Origin of the sequence: Bradyrhizobium macuxiense, from assembly GCF_007993935.1 — a bacterium.
Lineage (GTDB): Bacteria > Pseudomonadota > Alphaproteobacteria > Rhizobiales > Xanthobacteraceae > Bradyrhizobium > Bradyrhizobium macuxiense_A.
Genome location: NZ_VITY01000001.1, coordinates 722,330 through 739,169, shown reverse-complemented (window position 1 = coordinate 739,169; position 16,840 = coordinate 722,330). Strand labels below are relative to the sequence as shown.

12 protein-coding genes are annotated in these 16,840 nt (G+C 63.6%); 6 read left to right on the top strand and 6 right to left on the bottom strand.

Features of this window, described 5'->3' with window-relative positions; all coding sequences use genetic code 11:
* Positions 1-10: 10 nt before the first annotated feature.
* The 3 genes from FBZ93_RS03525 to FBZ93_RS03515 form a co-directional block, all read right to left on the bottom strand.
* Positions 11-1,279: a lipoprotein-releasing ABC transporter permease subunit gene (locus tag FBZ93_RS03525; RefSeq protein WP_146984563.1), complete on the bottom strand. Its 1,269-nt coding sequence runs from the start codon at positions 1,277-1,279 to the stop codon at positions 11-13.
* Positions 1,280-1,493: 214 nt separating this feature from the next.
* Positions 1,494-4,868, bottom strand: coding sequence for an ATP-binding protein (locus FBZ93_RS03520; RefSeq protein WP_167528891.1), 3,375 nt, complete (start codon positions 4,866-4,868; stop codon positions 1,494-1,496).
* Positions 4,869-5,111: 243 nt separating this feature from the next.
* Complete coding sequence (locus FBZ93_RS03515) at positions 5,112-5,345, bottom strand: hypothetical protein (protein WP_146984561.1); 234 nt, start codon at positions 5,343-5,345, stop codon at positions 5,112-5,114.
* Positions 5,346-5,669: 324 nt separating this feature from the next.
* Between FBZ93_RS03515 and FBZ93_RS03510 the strand changes: the two genes are divergently transcribed.
* Positions 5,670-6,041 (top strand): avidin/streptavidin family protein, encoded by a 372-nt coding sequence (locus FBZ93_RS03510; RefSeq protein WP_146984560.1) that lies wholly within the window; start codon positions 5,670-5,672, stop codon positions 6,039-6,041.
* A 6-nt stretch (positions 6,042-6,047) separates the two neighbouring features.
* Here FBZ93_RS03510 and FBZ93_RS03505 read toward each other — a convergent pair whose 3' ends face one another.
* From FBZ93_RS03505 to FBZ93_RS03495, 3 genes are all read right to left on the bottom strand, one after another.
* The gene (locus tag FBZ93_RS03505) at positions 6,048-6,236 is read right to left on the bottom strand and encodes a hypothetical protein (protein WP_146984559.1); all 189 of its coding nucleotides are present in this window, start codon (positions 6,234-6,236) and stop codon (positions 6,048-6,050) included.
* Between the two features lie 145 nt (positions 6,237-6,381).
* Complete coding sequence (locus FBZ93_RS03500) at positions 6,382-8,343, bottom strand: hybrid sensor histidine kinase/response regulator (protein ID WP_146984558.1); 1,962 nt, start codon at positions 8,341-8,343, stop codon at positions 6,382-6,384.
* A 907-nt stretch (positions 8,344-9,250) separates the two neighbouring features.
* Positions 9,251-10,228 carry an NADPH:quinone oxidoreductase family protein gene (locus FBZ93_RS03495; RefSeq protein WP_146984557.1) on the bottom strand — a complete coding sequence of 326 codons (978 nt, stop codon included), beginning with the start codon at positions 10,226-10,228 and terminating at the stop codon, positions 9,251-9,253.
* A gap of 375 nt (positions 10,229-10,603) precedes the next feature.
* Between FBZ93_RS03495 and FBZ93_RS03490 the strand changes: the two genes are divergently transcribed.
* The 5 genes from FBZ93_RS03490 to FBZ93_RS03470 all read left to right on the top strand — a co-directional run bounded on the left by FBZ93_RS03490 (position 10,604) and on the right by FBZ93_RS03470 (position 16,833).
* Positions 10,604-11,377 carry a motility protein A gene (locus FBZ93_RS03490; protein WP_050418782.1) on the top strand — a complete coding sequence of 258 codons (774 nt, stop codon included), beginning with the start codon at positions 10,604-10,606 and terminating at the stop codon, positions 11,375-11,377.
* A gap of 28 nt (positions 11,378-11,405) precedes the next feature.
* Positions 11,406-12,236: an OmpA/MotB family protein gene (locus FBZ93_RS03485; protein ID WP_146984556.1), complete on the top strand. Its 831-nt coding sequence runs from the start codon at positions 11,406-11,408 to the stop codon at positions 12,234-12,236.
* A gap of 114 nt (positions 12,237-12,350) precedes the next feature.
* On the top strand, positions 12,351-14,285 hold the full coding sequence (locus FBZ93_RS03480) for a potassium transporter Kup (RefSeq protein WP_146984555.1): 1,935 nt from the start codon (positions 12,351-12,353) through the stop codon (positions 14,283-14,285).
* 154 nt (positions 14,286-14,439) lie between these two features.
* Positions 14,440-16,365: a potassium transporter Kup gene (locus FBZ93_RS03475; protein WP_146984554.1), complete on the top strand. Its 1,926-nt coding sequence runs from the start codon at positions 14,440-14,442 to the stop codon at positions 16,363-16,365.
* A gap of 138 nt (positions 16,366-16,503) precedes the next feature.
* Positions 16,504-16,833 (top strand): rhodanese-like domain-containing protein, encoded by a 330-nt coding sequence (locus FBZ93_RS03470; protein ID WP_146984553.1) that lies wholly within the window; start codon positions 16,504-16,506, stop codon positions 16,831-16,833.
* Positions 16,834-16,840: the final 7 nt, after the last annotated feature.

Sequence of the window (16,840 nt, the reverse complement as noted above, 5' to 3'; positions counted from 1 at the left end):
GAGAGCCGCGTTACCGGAATGCTTCGACCGGATCGAGCCGCGCGGCGCGCCAGGATGGATAGAGCGTTGCGAGGAACGCCAGCGTCAGTGCCATGATCACGACTGCGGCGGTCTCCGCAATATCGATCTCCGCAGGCAGCTCTGACAGGAAATACAGTTCGGGCGGGAAGAGCTGCCTGCCGGTCAGCCATGACAGGAATTGACGGATCGCTTCGATGTGGCGGCAGACGACAAGGCCGACCGTGAAGCCGACCAGCGTCCCCACCACGCCGATCGACGCTCCGGTGATCAGGAAGATCCGCATGATGGAGCCCTGTGAGGCGCCCATCGTCCGGAGGATTGCGATATCGCTGCCCTTGTCCTTCACGAGCATGATCAGTCCCGACACGATGTTCAGCGCTGCCACCAGCACGATCATGGTCAGGATCACGAACATCACGTTGCGTTGGACCTGAAGCAGGCCAAAGAAGGTCGTGTTGCGTTGACGCCAATCCACCAGGAAGACCGGGCGGCCGGCCGCTTCCAGCACCGCCTTGCGAAACTGGTCGATGTGATCCGGATCGATCGTGAAGACCTCGATCCCGGTGACGTTCGTGCCGCGGTTGAAATAGGCCTGCGCCTCCGCGATCGGCATGAAGACCAGGCCGGCGTCATATTCGGACATCCCGATCTCGAACACGGCCGATATCGGATACTTCTTGATCCGTGGCATGACGCCCATCGGGGTGCTCGCACCACGCTGCGCGACGAGCGTGATGCTGTCGCCGACATGCGCCGAGAGTTGATCGGCAAGCCGGCGGCCGATGACAATCCCTTGGCCCTCGTCAAAATGCTCGATCGACCCCTTGATGGTGTTGCTGACGGAGGGGAGGCGCGAGAGGTCGGCGGCGCGAATGCCGCGGACGAGGACACCGGACGCGTCGGACGTCGATGCCAGCGCAGTGCCGTCAACCACCGGTACGACGAGTCGGATGCCCTGCACCTGGTTGATGCGCTCGGCGACATCCTGCCAGTCGGTCAGCGGCCTTTCCACGGGTTGCACCAGAATGTGGCCGTTGAGGCCGAGAATCTTGCCCAGCAGTTCCTTACGAAAGCCGTTCATGACCGCCATGACGATGATCAGCGTGGCGACACCAAGCATGATGCCGAGGAACGAAAACCCGGCGATGACAGAAATGAAGCCTTCCCTGCGCCGCGCCCGCAAGTAACGCGCTGAGAGCATCCACTCGAACGGTGCGAACGGCGAAGTTTGCGATGGCTTTGCCACAGTCTTGCTCATGGGCCGACAGGACGCGCATTCTGACTGCCCGCTGCGGGATTGGCTAGGGCGCCTGCGGCCGTGTCGCGCCGGAGCGACTGTCAGGTGGTTACCGTGAAGAGGAGGCAACCCTCAGCTCTTGCCGGCCCACGCCGTGATCGCCGCCGTCGCGATCACGCGCCGCGAAGGGGCTGGCAGCCGACGCTCCGTGCCGACCCTCACGGCCACAAATCCGTCATCGCGCCAGGTCGTCCAGCAATGCCCTGGCTTGCCTCAAGTCGAATGTGTCAAACCCATCGGTGAACCAGCCGTAAACCGAAGCGAGAACCTCGCGGGCCTCGGTGCGTTTGCCGTTATGACCCCACAGCCTGCCAAGGCTGATGGCCGCGCGCAGCTCCCAGCCCTTGGCCTGCTGCAGGCGTGCAATCCCGACTGCGCGTTGCAAGTGAGACTCTGCCGGAGCGATCGCTCCCTTTCGCAGAACCACTTCGGCCTTGGTCCGGTAGAGTTCGGCCTCGCACCATTGTTCCTTCGTGCTCTGTGCCATGGCGATGGCGCGGTCGATCACGTCGAGCGCTTCATCATGCTGCCCAAGCCGGGAATGCGCTTCGGCAAGATATGACATCACGAACGGGATATATATCGTGGCGCCGGTCGAACGATAGGATTCGATGGATGAGGTCAGGCTGCCAACGGCTTCCAATGCGTGGTCAGCCTGCACCATCAGGCAGCCCAGCCACATCGAGGCATTCGCGCTCCAATACGATGATCCCTTGTTTTGGGCCAGCGCAAACAGCTCGTTGGCGCGCGCGCCTGCCTCCGCGGCATCGCCCAGGAGGATCAGGGTCGCGGTGGAATGCGCCAAGGCATGCATCAAGGTGCCGGCATGATCGATTTCCCGGGCGCGGATGAACGACTGGTCGACATCATCGCGCGCTGCCTGCGGCAAACCTAGAAGCCAGTGAGTCCGAGACCGCCATTCCAGGATCGCGACCTGGGCGTCGGTGCCAAAACGCGCTGCGAGGTCGCGGTGCTCCGCAGCGTCATACAGTGCGATCGCCTGGTCGAGATGCTCTCTGCCCGCCACGGGGTTGCCGACCGACATCAATGTCATTCCGACCATGCGATGAGCCAGCAAGAGCGGGCCGGAGCTGGCCTGCCTTGTCGCAAGCTGCATGAATTGGTCCGCGAGCGCGCGGGCCGCATCGCCGTTGAACGCGGCGATGTTGACAACCCAAAAACCGTAGATCACCGAAAACAGCAGCAGCGGGTCCTCGGGGGCTTCCCCGATTGCCTCCGCCTGCTCGATCAGGACGCGGGCGCGCTCCGCGGCGGCCTTGGTTTGTTCGGCGCCGTAGCCCCTAGTATGCATGAGAACGGTCAGCAGGTCGACCTGGAGCGTAATCTGCTCCCGGCGCAGCGACGGGCTCGACGGCAACGTCTCGATCTGGCCGAGTGCCCGGCTCAGTTGAGCCTCGGCCTCCACCAGCGCCGAACGCGCGTGGGAGCGTCGTCCGGCCGCTCCCCACAGTGTTGCCGCGCGCTCGATCATGCCGGCTTCCGTATAGTGATGCGCCAGACTTTCAGGAGATACTCGGACGATATCAGGCCTCTGCTGTTCGAGAGCACGGGCGATCCGAGCATGAAGGTCCCTGCGGGGCCGGCGCAGCAATGTGCCGTAGGCTGCGTCGCGCACGAGCGCATGCTTGAAGACATAATTGGCTTGTGACAGGTCGCCCAGTCGAAGGATCAATCCGGCTTCCAGCAGTTTGTCCAGAGACGGCTTGAGCTCGCGATCGCTGCGTGATGCCACTGTAACCAATACCAGGTGCGAGAATTCTCGTCCGATCGCTGCTCCGATCTGGGCGATTGCCTTCGCCTCTACGCCCAGCCGATCGAGCCTCGCCATCAAGGAGGAATGCAAGCTCGCTGGCACCGCCAACGCCGGGGAGGGCACCGCCGCTGCCGTCTGCATCGCTCCCAACTCGGCCATGGCCTCCGCCACTGCCTTTGTCATCTCCTCGACGAACAACGGGATGCCGTCGGTACGCTCGACGATATCTTCCCTGATGTCCGCCGGAAGGGAATGGCTGCCGACGACGCGGTCGATCATGCCGTGGACGTCGCGATGGCCCAGCCGATTGAGCGCAAGCGTCGTTACATGCGCTCGTCCGGCCCAAGGTGTCGCCAGTTCGGGCCGGAATGTCACGATCATGAGCACGGGGAGCGTCGCGATCCGATCCATCATGCGACCGAAGCCTTCCATGCTCGTGGGGTCGCCCCAGTGCGCATCCTCGACAATCATCAGCACGGGGCTCGAGCGCGCCAGAACCTCCAATTGGGCGCCGAGTGCTTCCAGGGTCTTCTGGCGCTGCTGTTCGGGAGCAAGCTCGGTGGCAGGGAAGCGGCCGTCGTTGGGAAGCGACAACATCTCGGCCAGCAATGCCGCATCCTCGCCGGGCGTCGAGGTCTGCGCCAGGAGCGTGTCCAGCTTGTCGAGCCTGGCTTGCGGGGTGTCATCGTGCGCAAAGCCGGCGGCACGTTCGAACTGCCCGATGATTGGATAAAACGGGCTGTCCGTGTGTTGCGGCGAGCAGAAGTAGCGCATTCGCGCGTGCGGTTCGTCCGCAAGCTTCTCCATCAGCGCGGCGGAGAGCCTGGATTTGCCGATTCCGGCCTCTCCGCAGAGCAGCACCAACTGGCCCTGGCCGGTCTTGGCTTTCGCCCACCGCCGCAACAACAGTTCAAGCTGTTCGTCCCGTCCCACCAGTGCCGTGAGCTCGCCGCCATGCATGGCTTCGAAGCGGCCCTGGGCCGAACTTGCCCGCAGCACCGCGAAAGCTCGCACCTTCCCGCCGATTCCCTTCAGCTCCCTTGGTCCGAGGTCACGCAGCTCGAACAGATTGCCGAGGAGCCTTGAGGTGTCCTCGGCGATGACGACCATGTTTGGTTCGGCAATGCCTTGAAGGCGTGCCGCGAGGTTCGGCGTCTCGCCGACAATGCCGCGCTCCAATGCTTCGCCGGACCCCACGAGGTCTCCGACCACAACCATCCCGGTGGCAGCCCCAATGCGCACCTGCAGGGGCTCGGGAGCCGTGAGGGTCGCGACCGCATCGATCAGCGCGAGGCCGACCCGAACGGCGCGCTCGGCGTCATCTTCATGCGCCGCTGGATAGCCGAAATAGATGAGAACTCCGTCGCCCATATATTTGGCGACGAACCCGCCGAACCGGCGGACCGTATCGGTGACGCATCTCTGATAGGCTGAAATGACCTCGCGCAGGTCCTCGGCGTCCATGCGTGTCGAGAGGGCTGTCGAACCGACGAGATCCGAGAACATCACGGTGACCTGGCGGCGTTCGGCGGTGTCGCGGGCGTGCTGGTCGGATGCCGAGGGGGCCTCGGGCGGTGGCGTTGGCCCGTCCGCCTGAGCACGCAGAAGCGCAATGGCGTTGAGCAGCTTGAGGCGATGCCCGAGAGCCGAGACACCGAGCTCCTTCAAGTCCTCCGCCGTCAAGCTCGGCAGGACCTCGTCGTCGATCTCATTGTCGCGGAACGCCGCCTCATATCGTTCGAGGCCAAGCCTCCGCAGCCAACCTCCGACGTCCATGGCGTCGCCCCGGTTCGCCCATCGCCGCATGATCCTCCAGGTGATACAGCCTGTCTAGGGCAGTGCTCGTTGACCGACTGGTTTGGATCACGGCCGAAGGGGGCGCCCGAGGTGTCGGCTGGCTAATATCGGCCTGAACCCCGAAGCATCGAGGCCCCGGTCAACCGGTGCATGCACTTGGCCGGACGCTCGTGCTCAACACTTGTCGGCGTGCTGTCGCGGCATTGCGTGGAGACGCGGAGCTCAGCTCTCGCCGGCCCACGACGTGATCGCCGCCGGTGCGATCACGCGCCGTGGCATGTGCGGATTGATCGTGCCGGCGCTGACGTCCTGCGTCTGAACGAGCAGGGTGCGTGCGAAGGCCTTGGCATCCTGCTCGGTCGTGAAGGTGCGGGTCTGGCGCGCGAAGCGGTGGTGTCCGGCGTCGGGATCTCTCAGCGCGAACGAGACGTACCAGATGGCTTTGTCCATCTTCATTGCGCGTCTCTGGCGGCGATGGTCCGCCCGCGTGACCGGGGCACATTGCTGGATGCTGGAGATGCAATTTGTGCCAAATGAAAGATCCTGAAGTGCAACAGATGCCGGCTAATGTCCCCGGCGGGTAGGCGCGCTTCGCCACGCATATCGGAGCTAGCAGTATATTACCATTCAACCGGCGGGTGAACGACAATACGCCGACGCCACGGTGGTTCCAATCGGCCGATTGCTGCACCAGATGTTGGCGTCCCACCGGAACATCGATTTCCTCCATATGTTGTCCACTCTTTCGGGGCCGAGAGCGTGCGGTAACGGGAGGCCGAGATGACGTGGGTCGGCAAGTGGCAGAACCAGTATGGATCGATCGTCGAGATCATCAGCGAGGCGGATGGCCGCATCGAGGGGACCTTTCGTACCGCGCTTGCCGATAGCGGCTTTTACGGTCAGACGGTCCCGATCGTCGGCGTCCACCAGGGCAATTGCATCGGTTTTTCGTCGGTCGGGTCTTCGGCGGCGGGCGATCGTGTCGTCTCCTATGCAGGTTTGCTTCGCGACGGGAAAATGGAAACGGCGTGGTTCGTGGTGTCCGACAAGGCGCTGGTTGCAGCCGGGGAGGGCGAACCGGCGACACTGAAGCCGTTGAACTGGTGGCGAGCGGTCACGACAAGCATCGATACCTTTGAACGGGTGATGTAGCGCCGACTAGGTGGCTTCGCCCTCCCTGTGCGCCGCCGCAATGGTGCTTTCGACTTCCGCGGCGAGAGCACTCAGATGCTCGGCAAGCTTGCTGAACAGCTCGCGCTTTCGGACATCCGTTGCCAGGTCACGGATCAAGGCGCACTCCGCGGCGTCGGTGCGAAGTTTTTCGAGATGCGTCAGCATGTCCTGCATTTCCGGTCCCCGAATGCGGCTCTCGACCAACGGTAAGGTGGCACGGAAGCGCGCGACAATAACCTGTGATAATTTGCCGCCGGACCGCAGGCGGGCAAACCATGGTCGGACGGGTATCGCTGCGCTCCGCCGCTTCCTGCGAATACTACCGGCGATCGAGTATCTCGCGGACCCGCAAGGCAAGCTTGGCCTGTGAGACCGGCTTCTCCAGGAGATCGACGCCCTGGTCCAGCCTGCCGTGGTGGATGACCGCGTTTTGCGAATAGCCCGTCATGTACAGAATCTTCAGTCCCGGCCGCATCTCTGCAGCACGTTTCCCGAGTTCGCGACCGTTCATGCCCGGCATCACCACGTCGGTCAGAACGAGGTCGATATGCGGCTGGTCCTGCAGCAGGATGGTCAGCGCGGCCTGCGCGCTCCCCGCCGTCAGAACACGATAATTCAGCTCGCGCAGCAGCTCACTAACATAGGTGCGAAGATCCTCGTCATCTTCAACGACCAGGATCGTCTCGACCTTGCTCGATTCAGCCTCGGCGACCGGTTCGTCGATCTCCTCCTGCTCCACGGCAGGGCCACGGTGGCGGGGGAAGTACATCTTGATGTTGGTGCCGTAACCGAGCTCGCTGTAGATCTTGATATGGCCACCCGACTGCTTCACGAAGCCGTATACTTGACTGAGGCCGAGACCCGTGCCCTGTCCGGTTTCCTTGGTCGTGAAGAACGGCTCGAATGCGTGGTCCAGCGTGTCCCGGCTCATGCCAAGGCCTGTGTCCGTTACGCTGATCACCACATATTGCCCGGGATTGAGTTCAGGATTTCGCAGGCAATACTCATAGTCCGCAGATACGTTGACCGCCTCGATCGTCAGTTTGCCGCCGTCCGGCATCGCATCGCGCGCATTGATCGCAAGGTTGAGCATGGCAGATTCGAGATGGTTCGGGTCCGCTTCAATCTGCCAGAGCCCGGCGCTGCCGACCGTCTGAACCTCGACGCGCTCGCCAAGGGTCCGTTGCAGAAAGTCCTGCAGCCCGTTGAGGAAGTTGTTCAGTTCGATCGGTTTCGGGGCAAGAGCCTGGCGCCGCGAAAAGGCGAGCAGGCGGCCGGTCAGGCTCGCTGCACGCTGGGCGCCGCGTTTCGCATGAGATAAGGCGCGCTGAAAGTTGGCGTTGCTGGCAAGCTGCCTGGCGTGCCGCTCCATCGTTTCCAAATTGCCGATCACGATCATCAGCAGATTGTTGAAATCGTGCGCGACGCCTCCGCTGAGCTGTCCGACAGCCTCGAGCTTTTGCGAGGCAAGCAATTGATCCTGGATCTTGGCCAACGTCTCCTGCGCGGTGCGCCGTTCGGTGATGTCGCGGGTAATTTTGGCAAACCCGATCAGTGCACCGCTTTCGTCCGCGATCCGGTCGATGACGACCGACGCCCAGAACTTCGAGCCGTCTTTGCGTACACGCCATCCCTCGGCTTCGAACCGACCGCTTTGCGCGGCTTGCTCGAGCGCGAGTTGAGGCTTCCGATTTGCGCGATCCTCCTCCGTGTAGAACTGCGAGAAGTGCCGGCCGATGATTTCCTCCGGCGTGTACCCCTTGATCCGTTCAGCGCCCGGATTCCAGGTGACGACGAAGCCCTTCGCGTCAAGCTGGAAAATGGCATAGTCAACCACCGCTTCGATCAGTCGGCGATAGCGCCGTTCGCTCTCTATGAGGGCCTGACCTGCTTCCTGACGTTCGGTGATGTCGCGTGTGACCTTGGCGAATCCGATCAGCGACCCCTTGTGATCCCGCACAGGCTCGATCACCACGGTCGCCCAAAAGCGGCTTCCATCCTTGCGCACGCGCCAGCCTTCCGAGCTAAATCGTCCTTGCTCGGTGGCGATCGCCAACGCCTTCAGCGGCAATCCGGCGGCTTGATCTTCGGGCGTATAGAAGATCGACAAAGGGCGCCCGATGATCTCGTCGGCGGTATATCCCTTCATTCGGGTCGCGCCGGAATTCCAGCTCGCGATCGTGCCGTCAGGATCGACCAGATAAATCGCGTAGTCGACGATCGCGTCGATCAGCAGTTGAAGCCGTTGACTATCTGTGAAGCCAGTTGCGTTTGAATGCATTCGCGCACAACACCCAAATGAGCCGCCCCATCGATGCAATCGGATGACGTAGGCGGTAACGTCAGCATATTGAACTCGTTCCCGGCCGCAATAGCCTGCAAATTAGGAACCAATCGGAGGGTTCTGCACTCGAGCCGAATGAACTGCAATTCATCAATGCGCGGAATTGCCCGAAGAAGAATGGGACGGCTTACCCATTCTTCGATTGTTCGGACCGCTGTTGCCCATGCGACACGACGGGCAACTCAGTCAAAACCTGTCAATCCGGCTCGGCAAAAACATTTCGATTTATCAGAAGGGCAACTCAGTGTATGGTCTGTCCGTCTCACCCGATCGAGGGGCGCTTCGCGGTCGTCACGAACGCGGGTCGAGATGCGGTGGACGCCGATTGCGCAACTGACGAGTGCGCGTGACGCGGACGGTGAAGTCGTGTGGTCCTGACGCCCTAATGGCAGGTGTCTCTCGAATTGCGCGGTGCGCGTTGCGGAGACGGTGACAACAAAGCCCAGTCTCGCCGGGGAGAGCACGAAGTAAGCCGTAGCCCATCGCGCAGGGAAAGCCGGGTTGTCTCCGGTTACACCTGTGGTGCTACCCCCGTGCTTTCTACCTTTTGCACGGGGCCCATGGGTGCGATCGGCACCCGGCTTTCCCTGCGCCCTCTTCAAGAGAGGGCGGGAAGACAAGCAAGGCTCGGACAGATGATGTCGCGAGAGCGCGGGTGCATGACTCGCAGACCGTCCAACGCATTCAGTGTCGTCCCTGCGAAAGCAGGAACCCATAACCACAAGTGCTGATGAGTGTGTTTCGCTGGAATGACGAGTCCCAATCACAACACAAGCCGCGGCGTATGGGTCCCTGCTTTCGCAGGGACGACACCGAGTGTGAGGCGAGGGCGATGCTTCTCCCGCTACCCGATCCGCACCACCATCTTGCCGAGCGCGGCGCGGGTCTGCATGGTCGTGAACGCCGCACGGAAATCGTCAAACGCAAACACCTTGCCGACAACCGGCGTCAGGCGGCCCTCGTTCAGCCACGCCGACAATTGCGTCATCACGCGCGCCTGCGCTTCGGGCTCGCGGCGCGCGATCTGGGCGGCATCGACGCCGATCAGGAGGCCGCCCTTCAGCAGCGGCAGATTGAACGGCAGCGCAGGAATGCTGCCGGCCGCAAAGCCGACCACGACATGGCGGCCGTTCCAGGCGATCGAGCGGAACGCCTGCAGCGAGACCTCGCCACCGACCGGATCGAAGATCACATCGGGACCCTGGCCGCCGGTCGCATCCTTCAGCGCGTCGCGCCAATCGGACTTGGTGTAGTCGACGACGGCATCGGCGCCGAAGCTTGCGGCGAAGTTGCGCTTCTCCTCGCTCGAGGCCGCGGCAATGACGCGCGCGCCGAGCAGCTTGCCGACCTGGATTGCGGCGACGCCGGTGCCGCCGGCGGCACCGAGCACAAGCAACTGTTCGCCGGCCTTGAGCGCGCCGCGCTCGCCGAGCGCATACAGCGCCGTGAGATAGTTGGTGCGGAACGCCGCGGCGGCTTCCATCGCCAATCCGTCGGGCATGATCTCGACGGCCTCAGGCGGCACCACGATGTGCTCGGCGAGCGCGCCCGAGCGCGCCGCGCCCATCACCCGCATGCCCGGGGTGATGCCAGTGACGCCGCTTGCGACCGCATCGACCACGCCGGCGAATTCCGCGCCCGGCGTAAAGGGCAGCGCATCCTTGGTCTGGTAGCGGCCCTCGACCTTCAGCCCATCGACGAAGCCGATGCTCGCGGCGTGGACCCGGATGCGGATCTGTCCGGCGGCGGGTTCGGGGGTGGCGATCTCCTTCAGTCCGATCTGATCGATGGGTGCATATTGCTCGACGACGACCGCCTTCATTCTGTCCTGCTCGCTGGTTGGTTTCCTCTAGAGCCTTTTCCGTTCCGATTGAATCGGAACGGGGCTCTAGATTCTTGTGTTGACGCGTTTTCTTCACGCGAACCGGTACCCACTTCGCTCGAAAACGCTCTGCCCCAAGCTATCTCATGTCCGTTGTTCTACGGGGAGGTCTTTTGCGCATGCGGCGATCGCGTTGCATGCGGAAAGCCAGCATCTTCAACGACATCGCGAAAAGGCAGCCGTTTACCCGTTGTTATCCCTACTAAATTCGGTAACGCGTCCTTAATGGCATTAACGTTAGGGTTTTTCCACGCGGCCCGCCTTGGGCTGTGCGCCGTCCAGGACAGGCGGGTTGCGTTCGCGTTGGAGTTTTTCATGGATATCATGACAGGCGCCGGGCTGCTGGCCGGCATCATCGTCATCGCGGTGATGATGTTCATGGGCGGCGACCTGCACATGTTCATTTCCGAACATGCCATGATCATCATCTTCGGCGGTTCGATTGCAGCGACGATGATCCGCTTTCCGCTCGGCGTGATGTTGCATGGCCTGCCGCTCGGCGCCAAATTTGCATTCACGATGAGCCGGCTGTCCGCGCGCGACCTCGTCGAGGAGCTCGCCCGCATCGCCGAGATCGCCCGCAAGCAGGGCCCGGTCGGCCTCGAGAAGGTCGAAACCGACGAGCCGTTCCTCGCCAAGGGCATCCGCTACGTCGCCGACGGCTACGACCTCGAATTCATTCGCGACAACATGGAGCGCGACCGCGACAATTTCCTGATGCACCTCGACGAGGGCAGCAAGATCTATCGCGCGATCGGCGACTGTGCGCCGGCCTTCGGCATGATCGGCACGCTGATCGGCATGGTGCAGATGTTCGCCAATATGACCGATCCCTCCAAGCTCGGCCCGTTCATGGCGACCGCGCTGCTCGCGACGCTGTACGGCGCGCTGGTCGCCAACCTGTTTTGCCTGCCGATCGCCGACAAGCTGCACGGCAAGCTGCTCGACGAGGAGACCAACCGCACGCTGATCATCGACGGCATCCTGATGATCCGCGATTCCAAGAGCCCGGCGCTGGTGCGCGAGATGCTGCTGGCCTATCTGCCGGAGAAGCATCGCCACGAGGAAGGCGAGCCGGTTCCGGCCTGACCGGCCGGCGCGCTCGGAAAACGCGACAATGGCCAAGAAAAAGCGCGGCGACGCCCATACCGGAGGTCACGGCTGGTTCGTGACCTTCGCCGACTTGATGGGCCTGATGATGAGCTTCTTCGTGATGCTCGTCGCGTTCTCGACCATGGATAACAACAAGCTGAAGATCGTCGCCGGCTCGATGCGCGACGCCTTCGGCGTGCAGACCAATGTGCGCTATTCCGGCATCGTCGAGTCCGACGGCCTGCCGACCCGGCCGAAGCTGAAGAATGTCGAGCACATCTCGCCAGAGGAGTCCTCGGCCAATCCGACGCCGGACGAGAAGGAGCGCAGCCAGATCAACGGCGCGCGGCTGAAGATCGACCGCGAATTCGCGCTCGCCTCCGCCTCGCTGCGGCAGGCGCTGCAGGACATGCCGGAGCTGACCGAGATTTCCAAGAACATCATGTTCGAGGAGACCAAGGAGGGGCTCAACCTCGAGATCGTCGACCAGGACGGCCGCTCGATGTTCGCCGACGGTTCCAGGGAGCCGTATGAGCGCACCCGCCGACTGATCCAGAAGCTCGCAGCACCCTTGAAGGCGACGCCGCTGCGGGTCGCGATCGTGGGGCATACAGCCGCAGGCTTCGTGCCGGCGCGCAGCGATTACGACGCCTTCGACCTGTCCGCCGACCGCGCCAACGCGGTGCGGCAGATCCTGGAGCGGGAAGGGCTGCCGCCGTCGCACATTTTCGCGGTTTCCGGCAAGGCCGACGGCCAGCCGCTGTTTCCCGACGATCCGACGCTGCCGGCCAACCGTCGCGTGACCATCACGTTGATGCGGGAAAATCCGCCATTGCCGCCGGATTTGAAGCCGTAGCCGCAAGATACCATGCTACCGTCGGGCTAGCCGCGTTGGTTGGTTGACAGGCGGAGCGGAAGCGTCGATAGCCGCGCGGATCAAAATCAACCGATCGGGCGTTCCAACCTCGCCATGGCTGTCAGCGTCTCATCCACCGAAGCCCAGGAAGCCCAAGGCGCGGGCCAAGGCACAGGCCAAGGAGCAGGCCATGCCAGCTCCGGTTTCTGGGCCCTGACGCTGGGCAGTATCGGGGTGGTGTTCGGCGATATCGGAACCTCGCCGCTCTACGCATTCCGCGAGGCGGTCGGCGGCGCCGCGCACGGCCAGCCGGTCACGCGCATCATGGTGTTAGGGGTGCTCAGCCTGATCCTTTGGGCGCTGTTCACCGTCGTCACCGCGAAATACGTGCTGCTGCTGCTGCGCGCCGACAACAATGGCGAGGGCGGCACGCTCTCGCTGATGGCGCTCGGCCAGCGCGCGATCGGACGGCGCAGTTGGCCGCTGCTTGCGCTCGGCGTGGTCGGCGCCTCGATGTTCATCGGCGATTCCATGATCACGCCGGCGATCTCGGTGCTGTCGGCGGTCGAGGGCCTCAAGCTCGCGACGCCGCATCTCGAGCACTATGTGGTGCCGCTGACGATCCTGATCCTGGTCGTGCTGTTCGCGGTGCAGCGTAGCGGCACCGCCTGCGTCGCCTCCGCGTTCGGGCCGGTCATGGTGGTGTGGTTCGCCTCGCTCGCGGTGATGGGGGTCGTCCACATCATGGACGATCCGTCGGTGCTGGCGGCGATCAATCCCTATTACGCGATCCAGTTCCTGCTGACCCACGGCACCGTCGGCCTGGTGACCTTGGGCGCGGTGTTTCTCGCGGTGACCGGCGGCGAGGCGCTGTACGCCGATCTCGGGCATTTCGGCCGCAAGCCGATCCAGTCCGGCTGGCTGTTCTTCGTGCTGCCGTCGCTGCTGCTGAACTATTTCGGGCAGGGCGCGCTGGTGCTGTCCGATCCCGCCGCAATCGAGAACTCGTTCTACCGCATGGTGCCGGAGGTGCTGCTGCTGCCGCTGATCGGGCTTGCCACCGCCGCGACCGTGATCGCGAGCCAGGCGGTCATCACCGGCGCTTATTCGCTGATCAGCCAGGCGGTGCAGCTCGGCCTGTTGCCGCGCTTCGAGGTCCGCTACACCTCGGAGACCCACGCCGGGCAGATCTATCTGCCGCGCGTCAACCGGCTGCTGCTGATCGGCGTGCTGCTGCTGGTCCTGCTGTTCCGCACCTCGAGCGGGCTCGCCTCGGCTTACGGCATCGCCGTCTCCACCACGATGGTCGCCGACGGCATCATGGGCTTCATCGTGATCTGGAAGCTGTGGAACTGGCGCGTGGCGTCGGCCGCCGCATTGATCCTGCCGTTCGTGATCGTCGACATGACCTTCTTCAGCGCCAATCTCTTGAAGCTGTTCGAAGGCGCCTGGGTGCCGCTGCTGTTCGGCGTTGTCATGGCGACGATGATCTGGACCTGGCGGCGCGGCGCCGCGATCCTGATCGCCAAGACCCGCCGCATCGAGGTGCCGCTGCGCGACCTGATCCATAGCCTGGAGAAGCGGCCGCCGCACATCGTCAAGGGCACCGCGGTGTTCCTGACCAGCGACCCCAGCTTCGTGCCGACCGCGCTGCTGCACAATCTCAAGCACAACAAGGTGCTGCACGAGCACAACGTGATCCTGACCATCGAGACCGCGCCGACGCCGCGCGTCGATTTGTCGGAGCGCGTCTACATGGAGAAGGTCAGCGACAAGTTCACCGCGGTGCGGCTGCGCTTCGGCTACATGGAATCGCCGAACGTGCCGAAGGCGCTGGCGGTCGCGCGCAAGCTCGGCTGGCAGTTCGACATCATGTCGACCTCGTTCTTCGTGTCGCGCCGTTCGCTGAAGCCGTCGGCCCAGTCCGGGATGCCGCAGTGGCAGGACCATCTGTTCATCGCGATGAGCCGGTCCGCCAATGATGCCACCGACTATTTCCAGATCCCGACCGGCCGGGTGGTTGAAGTGGGTACCCAGGTAACTATTTGAGCCAACAGCGAATTCCGGCGTTGAAAAGCCGTGATCTATGCGTGTTACGCATAGTGGAGGCCTGAATCCGTGCTAACCTATGCATTCCTGCCGGGAGTATAGGCCTGCAACCCGGCATTGTGCAGTGCGGCAGAAGACAGAGGCGCAGCTTCCCATGTCATCCGAGAGTGCGATCACCGCGGCGGAAACGCCCGCGGCAAACGGCCATGGCGAGGCGCATTCAACCGCCACCTTCAAGGCGCTGATGCTCGGCAGCATCGGCGTCGTCTATGGCGACATCGGCACCAGCCCGCTGTACGCGCTGCGCGAAGCCGTCGTGGCGGCGGCCGGCGGCGAGGGCGGGGTGACGGCGCATGCGGTGCTCGGCGTGGTGTCGCTGATCCTGTGGGCGCTGATCGTGGTCGTCACGCTGAAATACGTCGTGATCCTCTTGCGCGCCGACAACAATGGCGAGGGCGGCACGCTGGCGTTGATGGCGCTGGCGCAGCGCGTGGCCACCAAGGGCGCCGGCGCCATCGTGCTGCTCGGCATCATCAGCGGCGCGCTGTTCTACGGCGATGCCGTGATCACGCCGGCGCTCTCGGTGCTGTCGGCGATCGAGGGCATCAAGCTCGTGACCTCGACATTCGATCCCTACGTCGTCCCGCTTACGGTGGTGATCCTGGTCGTCCTGTTCGCGGTGCAGTCGCGCGGCACCGCGCGCGTCGCGGCCTTCTTCGGCCCGGTGATGTGCGTGTGGTTCGCCGTGATCGCGATCGCGGCGCTGCCGCAGATCGTGCGGCATCCCGAGGTGCTCTACGCGCTCAATCCGATCCTTGCGGTGTCGTTCATGCTGCATCATGGCGTGATCGGCTTCATCACCCTCGGCGCGGTGTTCCTAGCCGTGACCGGTGCGGAGGCGCTCTATGCCGACCTCGGCCATTTCGGCAAACGCCCGATCCAGACCGCGTGGCTGTTCATCGTGCTGCCGTCGCTGGCGCTGAACTATCTCGGGCAGGGCGCGCTCTTGATCGGGAATCCCCAGGGCATCGAGAACCCGTTCTTCCTGATGTTCCCGGACTGGGCGCTGATACCGATGGTCGCGCTTGCGACGCTCGCGACCGTGATCGCGAGCCAGGCGGTCATCACCGGCGCCTATTCGCTGACCCGACAGGCCATCCAGCTCGGCCTGATGCCGCGGTTCGAGATCCGTCACACCTCCGAAGCCCATTCCGGCCAGATCTACATGCCGCGCATCAACCGCTTCCTGTTCATCGCGGTCATTGTGCTGGTGCTGATGTTCCGCTCGTCGAGCGCGCTCGCGTCGGCCTACGGCATCTCGGTGACCGGCACCATGGTGGTGACGGCGATGATGGGCTTTGTGGTGATCTGGCGCGTCTGGAGATGGTCGCCGGTCGCCGCCGCCGCGCTGGTCGCGCCCTTCCTGTTCCTCGACATCACGTTCCTGGCCGCCAACCTCCTCAAGGTGTTCGAGGGCGGCTGGGTGCCGCTGGCGCTCGGCGGAGCCATGATCGTGGTGATGTACACCTGGCGGCGCGGCAGCCGGCTGCTGTTCGAGAAGTCGCGCAAGCTGGAATTCCCGCTCGCCGACCTCGTCGCGATGCTCGAGAAGCGGCCGCCGCAGCGCGTCTCCGGCACCGCGGTGTTCCTGACCAGCGATCCCGTCAGCGCACCGACCGCGCTGATGCACAGCCTCAAGCACTACAAGGTGCTGCACGAGAAGAACGTCATCCTCACCATCGAGACCGCACAGACGCCGCGCATCGATCCGTCCGAACGGGTGCGGATGGAGCAGCTGACCGAGACCTTCTCCAAGGTGACGCTGAAATTCGGCTTCATGGAGCAGCCCAACGTGCCGAAGACGCTGGCGATTGCCCGCAAGCTCGGCTGGCAGTTCGACATCATGTCGACCTCGTTCTTCCTGTCCCGCCGCGCGCTGAAGCCGGCGGCGCATTCGGGCATGCCGAGCTGGCAGGACCATCTGTTCATCGCGCTGAGCCGCTCCTCGAACGACGCCACCGACTATTTCCAGATCCCGACCGGGCGGGTGGTCGAGGTCGGCACGCAGGTCACCATCTAGGCGCCTCGATCCCGCGTTTTCGGCGCGGCATCTAACCCGTTTCGAGCGCTTGATTTTCTCCGCGTGAGGGGCGACTTTGCGGCCCGGACCGGCGGGCCGTGCGACGCTCGCCAATCGAATAGTCGGGAGGATGTTTCCGTGGCGGACCACAAGGTGGAAGATTTGTTTCCGGACGAGGTGTCGAAGGGCATAGCGGAAGGCCGCTATCTCCTGGTCGACGTCCGCGAGCCCAACGAGGTTGCCGTCGAGGCCTATCCCGACGGCGTCGTGGTGCCGCTGTCGACGTTCGATCCGGCGGCGATTCCCGATCCGCAAGGCAAGCAGGTGGTGTTCGCCTGCCGCTCCGGCAAGCGCTCGGTGACGGCCTCGCTGGCTGCCCAGGCCGCGGGCCTGCCTTACGACAAGCATCTGGCGGGCGGCATCATCGGCTGGAAGTCGGCTGGACTGCCGACCAAGACGGGCGGCTGATCCCTGA